The organism is Oceanobacillus halophilus, assembly GCF_003628505.1.
GTDB classification, from domain to species: domain Bacteria; phylum Bacillota; class Bacilli; order Bacillales; family Amphibacillaceae; genus Oceanobacillus; species Oceanobacillus halophilus.
Genome location: NZ_RBZP01000037.1, coordinates 1 through 10,005 on the forward strand (window position 1 = coordinate 1; position 10,005 = coordinate 10,005).

Consider the following 10,005-nt stretch of genomic DNA (forward strand, 5'->3'; position numbering starts at 1 on the left):
AAAAAAGAGAGACTTTTTTGTGAAAAAAACAAAAAAGGACTCTCTTTTTTTATTTTACTTCAACACTTTCTATAAAAGGGATGGTTTTTCAGTGGCCTCGTTTCCCGTTCCTGTCCCAGCCTTCATAAAGGATCGCATGGCTTACCTCATGACTCTTCTTCTTTTCTATCCCCCGAACAAATACGCCATCAGCTTCAGCATAGAGAAAGTCTATTTCTTTCCCCTCTGGCAACTCAGCGGACTCCTCTAATTCGACGACCATTTCTTCATCCGCCTTGGCTTGTACTTCTCCAACTTTCTTCACAATCGTTCCCACCGTTGTATGACTCATATCCACAGCTGTCCATTCCTTCAGTATACGAGCAGTTTCCCGATACGTATTTTCAGCAGCCATTTCCGCCACTTTCACTTCTACAAATGGACTTCTACGTTGGTATTTTTTAAACCCAGCCCATTCATCAAACGGGTACTGCGCATTGCCTTCTAAATCATGCATAAGCGTGTGTGTAAATCTCACCACACCAAAGGTAAATTGGATTTCCCTTTCATCATTTCTTTCTACAGTCCAACCCGCAGCTTGTTTTTCCTTCACAATGACAGCATTCATATTGGTGAATACCTCCCCCAACACGGACGTAAACACCTCATACATCAGGATACGAACCCTTTCTTCAAATTCAATTAGATTGTCTGTTTGGTGTATTAATTTGTATAATTTTGATATAATAGTATTCATGAAGAGGCCTCTTTCTATATGTATTTGCTTGGTAGGCATACATTTATGATAGAGTGCCTCTTCTTTTTTGGCTAGGATTTTGAAGAAATAGCCCCGAGAACTATTTTACACATACCATTAAAATTTTTTTTATTCTATAGCCAGTTACTATGTTAACTACTCCATCTGGGAATCCAGCCTCTTGAATGTGTTCTCCTAAACGTGATGTTGTCCAAGGTGTATTTTCTTATATGCAAAATTTGTTGATTAAAGAAGAAATCCCATCAGCTGTTAGATTTAAACCAACAGGATTTGAAAATGGACAATATACGTTTTATCTAGGTGACCGAGAAATTCAATTAAAAAATAATGTTGAAAAAAGTGTGTTAAATGGTGATTTAGGAATAGTTGTTGGTGTATTACCAGCTGAAGAACAGATAAGAATAAATGAGGAAACTCAAGAAGAGGAAATAGTTGAAGAACCGGAGAGATTAATAGTTCGTTTTGACAAAAAAGAGATTCTTTATTATAAAGAAGAAATGAATGAGCTTGCGCTTGCCTACTGTTTCTCAGTCCACAAGACTCAAGGTTCAGAGTTTCCTCATGTTTTGCTTCCGATTTCGAGTGCACATAGGTTTATGATGAACCGTAACTTACTTTACACAGCGATTACTCGTGCAAAAAAAGAAATAACAATTATTGGGGAGTTAGAAGTATTTTTGCAAGGGCTTAAGGAGAATTTGGGTCAGTCCCCCGCTACACTAACACTTTAGCACTTTGGGGGACTGACTCTTATAACGCAGGTGATGAAAGCGAGTGGACTTCAGATCCGTTCACATTAACAGAAAAAGACGGCAAATTATACGGACGTGGAACAAATGACATGAAAGCTGGCTTAGTAAACCTTGCTCTAGTGATGATTGAACTCAAAGAAAATAATGAATTGAAAAATGGTACAGTCCGCTTTATGGCAACAACTGGTGAAGAAGTCGGTGGCGCAGGTTCGAAAAAACTATACGAAGAAGGCTATATGGATAATGTCGATTACCTATGGGTAGCGGAGCCTTCTCATGACACGATTATTTACTCACACAAAGGATCCCTTAACTTACGTGTAACGTCTATGGGTGAAGCAGCACACAGCTCGATGCCTGACCAAGGTTATAACGCAATTAATCCATTGATGGAATTTCTATTAGAACTAGACAAGAAATTGAATGGCGATGATCGTAAGAATGAAGTTCTTAATCAATTGGTTATGAGTACCACTATTTTTAATGCAGGGAACCAAGTAAACTCTGTTCCAGAAAAAGCAGTAGCTGAAATAAACGTGCGAACTATTCCAGAGTTTGATAACGACGAAGTGATTAACATATTCAACACCACAGCTGACAAATACAATAAAAAAGGCTCCAATATTGATGTTGAAGTGACCATGTCATTACCAAGTGTTTTCACGTCAGGACAGTCTGAAATGGTCGACCTTTCCCAAGAACTCGGCAAAAACATTTAGATTTAGACATTTCTGTAAAAGGTTCTCCAGGGGTGACGGACGCATCAAACTTATTACGAGGGAAAAATGATAGCTTCCCATTTATGATGTTTGGTCCAGGCGAAACAAAAATGGCACACAAAACCGATGAATATGTCTGGAAAGATTACTACTTTGCATTCTTTGATATCTATAAAGAGCTAATTTTAGGATTAGCGAAGTAAAAAGATGGGGGTGTAATAATAAAAAGATCAGTCCCCACTTCTCTATCGCTTTAGTGAAGTGGGGAACTGATCTTTTTTAATTCATAAACGGTAAATATCTAGTCATTTTTTGCTCGTATTTTATAAAACCTTTTACCATTCCACCCTAAATATTATTCTTTACCAACTCAATATCAAGAACAACTTTACCATCAACTACTTCCTCTTTAACGGTCCAATTATTAGAAAGAAGGCTTGTTAATTGATTACGATCATTTTCATTTAAGGATAGTCCACGAATGCCTCTTTCCACTGACTGATAATCCACATCCTCCATTTTATGAAATTTTAATCGCAATAAGTTCTTTAATCCATTAAAAGTAACGAACTTCACTTGATACCCATCTTCAATAATTGTTTCAAAGGCAGCAGGATCCTTCTCCCGTAAGTTTAGTAACTCCTGAAAATCAAAAGATTCATGCAGACGATTCCAAGCATTGATATCCTTTGCTTCTATTAATTCCTGATTTGTTACACCCTTACTTCTTAGTGTCTCAATCATATATGCATCCATTAAAGATATCTTTTGCAGATTCATATAATTGCTCCTTTCACTGTCGGGCGAATTCCTCCCGTTTGTTGTCCATTGGATAAAAGCATGATACGTAGTGGCCCGGTGAATTATCTTCATCCACATCGAAGGCTGGTACATTTCCTTTACAAAATTCTGTAGCAAATGGACATCTCGTGTGAAAGACACATCCACTTGGAGGTTCGGACGGTGATGGCAGCTCCCCTGTTAGGACAATCCGCTCCCGCTTTTTCTCCCTTGCAGAGGATGGTATTGGAATAGCAGATAGTAATGCATTTGTATATGGATGACGAGCATTCTTATACAAAGATTCACTCTCTGACAACTCCATCATCTTGCCTAGGTACATCACACCTACTTTATCTGAAATATGGCGAATCACTGATAAATCGTGGGCAATAAATAGATAGGTTAGTCCTAATTCTTCCTGCAGATCTTCCAGCAAATTAATTACTTGTGCCTGAACGGACACATCCAGCGCACTCACCGGCTCATCTAATATAATTAATTTGGGATTTAATGCAAGGGCACGGGCAATTCCTATCCTTTGACGCTGTCCCCCGGAAAATTGATGTGGCAATTTATGATAATCCTCTGCTTTTAAACCTACTAAATCCATTAATTCCAGTACACGATTTTTCAAATTATCTGTTTGGTTGTACGCTTTTAAAGGTGCGGAAATAATGTCTCCGGCCCGCATTCTTGGATTCAGGCTTGTAAACGGATCCTGGTAGACCATTTGTATATTTCGTCTTAACCGGTGGAATTCTTTCGCGTTGTATTGCAGGATGCTTTCTCCTTCAAATAAAATATCGCCTGAAGTTGGTTTTAATAAGCCGACGATGGTGCGGGCGAGGGTACTTTTTCCACAACCAGACTCCCCAACAATCCCTAATGTTTCCCCTTTATTGACTGTAAAACTCACACCATTTACTGCTTTAACCTCGTTTTTTGTTCGTTGAAAGACTCCTTGTTTCATTGGAAAATGCATCTTCAAATCTCGTATTTCCAATAAAGATTCAGACATGTTTCAGTCCCCCTTCCTTTTCTGCATTTTCTATCCGTTTCTTCCCCTCTTTAAACTCCACTTCCGATAAAAGGCAAGCCGCATAGTGATTTGCTGATCTTTTCGTTAATTCCGGGTCAACCATCTTACATTGTTCCGTAGCGAAAGGGCATCGCGGATGAAAATTACACCCATTTGGTGGATGGATTAAATTTGGCGGTTGCCCCTCAATGTTAAATAGACGATGACGGGATTCTGCGTCAATCTGTGGCAGGGACCTGAGCAATGACCATGTATAAGGCATGGATGTATGATAGAAAATATCCTCCACACTTCCCTTTTCTACGATTCTTCCGGAATACATAACAAGAACCTTTTCTGCCATTTGAGCAATGACACCCAAATCATGAGAAATAAGAACAATTGCTGTACCATATTTATCTTGAATACTTTTCATCAGCTCCAATATTTGTGCTTGTATCGTCACATCAAGTGCTGTCGTCGGTTCATCTGCAATCAGAATTTTTGGATTGCATGCAAGTGCAATAGCGATTAGGACACGCTGACGCATACCACCTGAGAATTGATGCGGATAAGCATTCAACCTTTTCTCTGGATCAGGAATACCCACATCCGTTAATAGCTCAATTGCTCTCATTTTTGCTTTGCTTTTTGGCATATGTTGGTGAGTCAATATGGCTTCCATCAATTGATCGCCTATTTTAAAAACAGGATTTAAGCTCGACATCGGATCCTGATAAACCATCGCAATCTCGTTACCCCGTATGTTCTGAAGTTCTTTTTCTTTCAATTGGAGGAGATTTTTTCCTTCAAATAAAATTTCTCCTTCTGGGTAGAAGGTTGGTGGCTTAGGATTAAGTTGCATAATGGAATGTGCAAGCACACTTTTTCCACTTCCAGACTCCCCTACTATCCCGACCGTTTCGCCTGGCTTAATCGTAAAAGAAACCCCATCCACTGCCTTGACCACCCCATCAGCTGTATCAATATGAGCTTTTAAATTCTTTACTTCCAGCACTTTCTATTCCTCCTAATCATCAAGAAGCTATTTGCTCTTTTCGTTTGAATGGTCGTCTTTTGGCTTTTTTCTTCCCTTTTGCATAAGGATCAAAAGCATCTCTAAGTCCATCTCCCAATATATTTAATGCCAGCACAGTAATAACGATAAAAATGCCAGGGAAAATGGAAAACCAGGGCGCCATGGTCATATAAATCTGTGCTTCCTGCAACATGTTTCCCCATGTTGGGATGGATGGCTCCACTCCTACACCTAAGAAGCTTAATGCTGCTTCTGCCAGTATAGATTTTGCAAAAATAAACGTTCCCTGCACAATAATAGGAGATAGTACATTTGGCAGAATGTATCTGGATAATATAACAGGATCCTTAACCCCTGACGTTTTGGCAGCTTCCACATATTGAATATTTTTCACCTGAAGAACACTGGAGCGTACGACCCGTGTCATAACTGGCCAAAAGGAGAAAGTTAACGCAATAATAATGTTCGTTATACTTCCACCTAAAGCTGCAACGAGAGCAAGTGCCAATAGTAAGGAAGGGAAAGCCAGCATCCCATCAATAATCCGCATAATAATGGAATCTAACTTTTTGTAGTATCCTGCTATAAGCCCTGTTACCGTCCCTAATATCGTTGAGAGAAGGGCAACTGTGAAACCGACTAATAAAGAAACCCTCGCAGCTATAATCGTTTGACCGAATATATCGCGGCCGAAGTGGTCTGTACCAAACCAATGCTCTGAAGATGGTGCCATTAAACGCAAACTGGAATCCATAAAGCTTGGAGATACAGGAAGCCACCATGAAGCTGTTATAGTTGCTAAAAATAATAATATTAAAAAAAGAAAAGGAATTAGATTTCGTTTTTTTCGTAACATGAGGACACCTCCTTTTTGACTAAATCAATCATATCGAATTCTTGGATCTAAAAAGGCATATAAAAGATCAACAAGTAAATTAATGAGTACGTAAATAAAGGCAATAAATAATATGACCCCTTGTATCACCGGATAATCCCTTCGATGAATCGAATCAATTAATAGTTGGCCAATCCCGGGAATCGTAAAGATTGTTTCAATAATAACGGTTCCCCCAAGCAGACCAGCAATGGTTACACCTACGACGGTTGTTGTTGGAATAAGTGCATTGGAAAACACATGTTTCATCAAGACTTTCCTTTCTTTCACACCTTTTCCACGTGCAGTTTTTGTATAATCTTGATTCACCGATTCCAGCATACTATCTCGAAGCATTCGAGCAATTAATCCGACTTCTACAGCAGCCAAAACAATACTAGGCAATAGAAGGTGATGTATCCAGCTTAGGAATCCATCCGTTAATGGTATATAGCCTGCCACCGGAAAAATAGGAATGGAAACACCGAAACCTAGCACCAAAAGCAATGCTAACCAAAACTCTGGAATGGAAGTTCCAAGTAAAGAGCCGGATAAAAATAAGGGATCCAAGAAGGTATTCCTTTTCCAGACAATAAAAATAGCTATCGGTATTGCTATAATCAGAGTTAGGAGGATAGATATAATCATTAAACTGAATGTCGGACCAATTCGTTCAGAAATGATTTGGGTCACTGACTCCTCCGAATAAATGGACTGTCCAAGATCACCTATAAAAATATTCTTTAACCAGTCAAAATATTGAATAACTTTCGGTTGATCTAGCCCTAATTGCTGTTCCAATTGTTCCACTGCCTCTGGAGAACTATCTTCTCCTAAAATAAGGAATGCTGGGTTACCTGGAGTCAGGTGAACAATCATAAATACAATAACGCTAACAATAAATAGAACAGGAATCATAGCTAAAATTCTGCGCATCGTGTAATGTAACACGTCTTACCCTCCCCTTATATCAATTGGTGAAATACAACAAGGGAGCCAGTGTCGTAAAAACTGACATGACTCCCTCTTTGGTAATTAATTCTTCCTTGTATTCCAGAATCGTGGACCAATCCAGGCATCATATTCTTGAATCTCATCGCTCATTATATCCAAAGTCGTTTCATTTGCTACTTTTAAGAAAGGAAGTTCTTCAGACACCGTTTGATTCATTTCTGTTAATATTTCCTGTCTTTCTTCAGAGGTTGTTGCTACACCCCATTTTTTCATTAGTTCTGACCAGCGCTCACTGTTATACCAGCCACTGCTACCCGTATCCTGAACAAGGAATCCTAACTCATTTGGTGAAAATCTAGTAGAATAACCAATGGTAACAATATCCCAGTTACGAGCGTCCTGCCATTTTTCCAAATAGGTTGCCCATTCATATGGCTCGAGTTCAACAACAAACCCTACTTCTTCAAGTTGTTGTTGCACCACTTGGGAAATACGTTTATATGCTTCATTATTATTAGAATACATGATGGTAACAGACTCACCATTATAATCCGATTCAGCCAGTAACTCTTTTGCCTTTTCCTTGTCGGTTGCTAAATAAGAATCTGTTGCTTCTGCTGAATATAATTCGGTTTGCGTTGGATCAAATAACGCTCCATCCATCTCGTAAAATTCTTCATTCCCATAAGTAGATTGTGCAATTTCCTCTTTATCCAAAGCATAATTTAAAGCTTGGCGAACTTTCAAATCATCAAATGGCGGCTCTGACTTATCTGGTATAAGCATGGAGTAACCATTAATATATGTTACGGGATTCGTATTTGGTGTTGCTTCAATGGCTTCGTATAAGTCGGTTGGAATGTTTTGAGCATAATCATATAAATCTGTTTTTAAACCATTTAATTTCACTTGTGGATCCTTTACAATTAAAAAGTTAATTTGATCAAGAATGGCTTCCTTTTTACCTGTAAGTCCTCCCCAATCTTCTTCACGCTGTGAATATTCATCAAACTTAGTCAGTACAATTTCCTTCCCTCGTTCCCAATTTTCGAATTGATAAGGACCAGTTCCGATTAATTGATCCGGGGTTAGTGGTTTTTCACCTGCTTCTTCAGCTATTTCCTTAGGAATAATGGCTAACCCAGTTTTAGGAGCGGCTATATCGTCCAGAAAACCGTTATACACTTGATTCAAAGTAATTTCTACCGTTAAATCGTCAACCACAATTGCTTCTTCTATATTCTCGCTCGCTGTTTTACCAACACTGGATACAAGTCTCCATCTTTCCAGAGATGCTAATACATCCTCTGCTGTAACCGTTGAACCATCATGAAATTTCACATCTTCTCTTATGTTTACCGTGTATACTTTTTGGTCATCTGAAATGCTGTAATCTTCTGCTATCATGGGCTTAACAGCAAAGTCTTTATCAAGAGCCACCAACGTCTCAAAAATGTGCCAGGCAATATCTCTTGTAGGACTGGAAGCATTCCCCATAATGTCTAATGTATCAGGCTCACTAGCATAGGCAACATCAAGTGTCCCCCCAGTTTGCTCTTCTTTCCGTTCCCCATTTCCTTCTCCTGTCTCATCACTTGTGCTTTCATTCCCACAAGCCACCAAAACAAGTGACAATATCAATATAGTAAATAGTTGTAAAGTATGTTTTATACGCATGCTGATCTCCCCTAGTATTAGTCAATTAAATAATGTGAAGCTATTTTTATAAATGCTTTTTCGATGTTAAGTAAAGCTCTCTCATCAATATCAAATTTCGGATGATGATGAGGATAATGCGTACTTTCGCTATCATTTCTGGATCCAACTCTAAAATACGTTCCAGGTTTTTCTTTTAAAAAGTAAGCAAAATCTTCTGCTCCCATTGTTGGTTCCAATGCAACTACTTCTTCCTCATTAAATGTTTCTTTAAAAATACGTGTTACCGTTGCTGTCTCTTCCTGATGATTAAACAAAGATGGGTAACCGCGTAAAAAGTCCATCTCATAGCCCGCGTTGTTTGCACTTATAATCCCTTTCACAATGGAATGTATTTCATTTTCAACCAAATCACGTACATCCTCATCAAAGGTCCTAACCGTTCCCTCGATTTTCGCTTCATCCGGAATCACATTAAATGCAGCACCAGCTTGGAATACCCCCAATGTAACAACAGCAGATTTTAAGGGATCCACCCTACGACTTACGATTTTTTGCAGCGATTGAACAATCTCACTGCCGATAACTATTGGATCTATAGATTCATTCGGTCTGGCCCCATGCCCGCCATGACCTTTAACCGTTATCTCAAACTTATCCACTGCTGCCATTTGATAACCCGCACCAACAGCAACCTGACCTAATGGAATTTCTGAAGCAAGATGAGCACCAAAGACATAATCCACCTCATCGAGAATGCCTTCTTCAATCATATATTTCGCTCCTCCTGGTGGCTTCTCCTCAGCAGGTTGAAAAACAAAAAGAATCTTCCCCTTTAATTGTTCCTTATATTTACTTAGCAATTGTGCTGTCCCAAGAAGTGCGGCTGTATGACCATCATGTCCACAGGCATGCATAACACCCGCATTTACCGATGCATACGGTGTATCATTCTCTTCATGAATTGGAAGTGCATCAAAATCTGCACGGAAAGCAATCGTTTTACCTGGCATTTTCCCTTCCAATTCCGCAACCATCCCATGTCCGCCTATCTGTGTTTTCACAGGAAGTCCAAAGCTTTTCAGTTTTTCTTCTATAAAGATTGCCGTATTCTTTTCCTCAAAAGACAGCTCTGGATGTTTATGTAAATATCTGCGCCAGTTCTGAACATCTGAAAACTGTTCATCGATTTCATCAAATATGGATGAAAAATCTTTCACTTCACTCAATTATATCCCTCACAATCATCTTCTGTTACATAGTTTTGTAGGTTTATAGAGTATATAATAAACATATTATTCATAGTTGTCAACTAGGTTTAAACGGATTTATGAAGGGGACGCGGGGACAGGTTGAGGCCACTGAAAAACCATCCCTTTTATAGAAAGTGTTGAAGTAAAATAAAAAAAGAGAGTCCTTTTTTGTTTTTTTCACAAAAAAGTCTCTCTTTTTT

General features: G+C 38.9%; 10 protein-coding genes and 2 pseudogenes. 3 read left to right on the forward strand and 9 right to left on the reverse strand.

The features are described from left to right. Window positions 1-88: 88 nt before the first annotated feature. On the reverse strand, window positions 89-736 hold the full coding sequence (locus D8M06_RS19375) for a UPF0236 family transposase-like protein (RefSeq protein ID WP_158591837.1): 648 nt from the start codon (window positions 734-736) through the stop codon (window positions 89-91). Window positions 737-836: 100 nt separating this feature from the next. Further along, window positions 837-950: pseudogene (locus D8M06_RS20485) on the reverse strand (hypothetical protein); the annotation flags it as partial. 16 nt (window positions 951-966) lie between these two features. Here D8M06_RS20485 and D8M06_RS19385 point away from each other — a divergent pair. The 3 genes and pseudogenes from D8M06_RS19385 to D8M06_RS20330 all read left to right on the forward strand — a co-directional run bounded on the left by D8M06_RS19385 (window position 967) and on the right by D8M06_RS20330 (window position 2,431). Further along, a complete protein-coding gene (locus D8M06_RS19385; RefSeq protein WP_158591838.1) occupies window positions 967-1,488 on the forward strand; it encodes an ATP-dependent DNA helicase in 522 nt (173 codons plus the stop codon). A gap of 38 nt (window positions 1,489-1,526) precedes the next feature. Then, window positions 1,527-2,228: pseudogene (locus D8M06_RS19390) on the forward strand (M20/M25/M40 family metallo-hydrolase); the annotation flags it as partial. 8 nt (window positions 2,229-2,236) lie between these two features. After that, on the forward strand, window positions 2,237-2,431 hold the full coding sequence (locus tag D8M06_RS20330) for a M20/M25/M40 family metallo-hydrolase (RefSeq protein WP_121206212.1): 195 nt from the start codon (window positions 2,237-2,239) through the stop codon (window positions 2,429-2,431). A 145-nt stretch (window positions 2,432-2,576) separates the two neighbouring features. Here D8M06_RS20330 and D8M06_RS19400 read toward each other — a convergent pair whose 3' ends face one another. The 7 genes from D8M06_RS19400 to D8M06_RS19430 all read right to left on the reverse strand — a co-directional run bounded on the left by D8M06_RS19400 (window position 2,577) and on the right by D8M06_RS19430 (window position 9,781). Next, window positions 2,577-3,008: a hypothetical protein gene (locus D8M06_RS19400; protein WP_121206213.1), complete on the reverse strand. Its 432-nt coding sequence runs from the start codon at window positions 3,006-3,008 to the stop codon at window positions 2,577-2,579. 13 nt (window positions 3,009-3,021) lie between these two features. Further along, window positions 3,022-4,029, reverse strand: coding sequence for an ABC transporter ATP-binding protein (locus D8M06_RS19405; RefSeq protein WP_121206214.1), 1,008 nt, complete (start codon window positions 4,027-4,029; stop codon window positions 3,022-3,024). Further along, a complete protein-coding gene (locus D8M06_RS19410) occupies window positions 4,022-5,047 on the reverse strand; it encodes an ABC transporter ATP-binding protein (RefSeq protein WP_121206215.1) in 1,026 nt (341 codons plus the stop codon). The genes D8M06_RS19405 and D8M06_RS19410 overlap by 8 nt, the downstream gene beginning before the upstream one ends. Window positions 5,048-5,066: 19 nt before the next feature. Continuing rightward, window positions 5,067-5,924 carry an ABC transporter permease gene (locus tag D8M06_RS19415; RefSeq protein ID WP_121206216.1) on the reverse strand — a complete coding sequence of 286 codons (858 nt, stop codon included), beginning with the start codon at window positions 5,922-5,924 and terminating at the stop codon, window positions 5,067-5,069. 24 nt (window positions 5,925-5,948) lie between these two features. Then, a complete protein-coding gene (locus D8M06_RS19420; protein ID WP_121206217.1) occupies window positions 5,949-6,893 on the reverse strand; it encodes an ABC transporter permease in 945 nt (314 codons plus the stop codon). Between the two features lie 84 nt (window positions 6,894-6,977). Next, window positions 6,978-8,573 carry an ABC transporter substrate-binding protein gene (locus D8M06_RS19425; RefSeq protein ID WP_121206218.1) on the reverse strand — a complete coding sequence of 532 codons (1,596 nt, stop codon included), beginning with the start codon at window positions 8,571-8,573 and terminating at the stop codon, window positions 6,978-6,980. 17 nt (window positions 8,574-8,590) lie between these two features. Beyond that, a complete protein-coding gene (locus tag D8M06_RS19430; RefSeq protein WP_121206219.1) occupies window positions 8,591-9,781 on the reverse strand; it encodes a M20 metallopeptidase family protein in 1,191 nt (396 codons plus the stop codon). Window positions 9,782-10,005: the final 224 nt, after the last annotated feature.

Excerpts from the sequence above, each read along its gene's own strand:
- D8M06_RS19375 (WP_158591837.1), bottom strand. The coding sequence starts at position 736 with ATGAATACTATTATATCAAAATTATACAAATTAATACACCAAACAGAC.
- D8M06_RS19385 (WP_158591838.1), top strand. The coding sequence starts at position 967 with ATGCAAAATTTGTTGATTAAAGAAGAAATCCCATCAGCTGTTAGATTT.
- D8M06_RS19400 (WP_121206213.1), bottom strand. The coding sequence starts at position 3,008 with ATGAATCTGCAAAAGATATCTTTAATGGATGCATATATGATTGAGACA.
- D8M06_RS19405 (WP_121206214.1), bottom strand. The coding sequence starts at position 4,029 with ATGTCTGAATCTTTATTGGAAATACGAGATTTGAAGATGCATTTTCCA.
- D8M06_RS19415 (WP_121206216.1), bottom strand. The coding sequence starts at position 5,924 with ATGTTACGAAAAAAACGAAATCTAATTCCTTTTCTTTTTTTAATATTA.
- D8M06_RS19425 (WP_121206218.1), bottom strand. The coding sequence starts at position 8,573 with ATGCGTATAAAACATACTTTACAACTATTTACTATATTGATATTGTCA.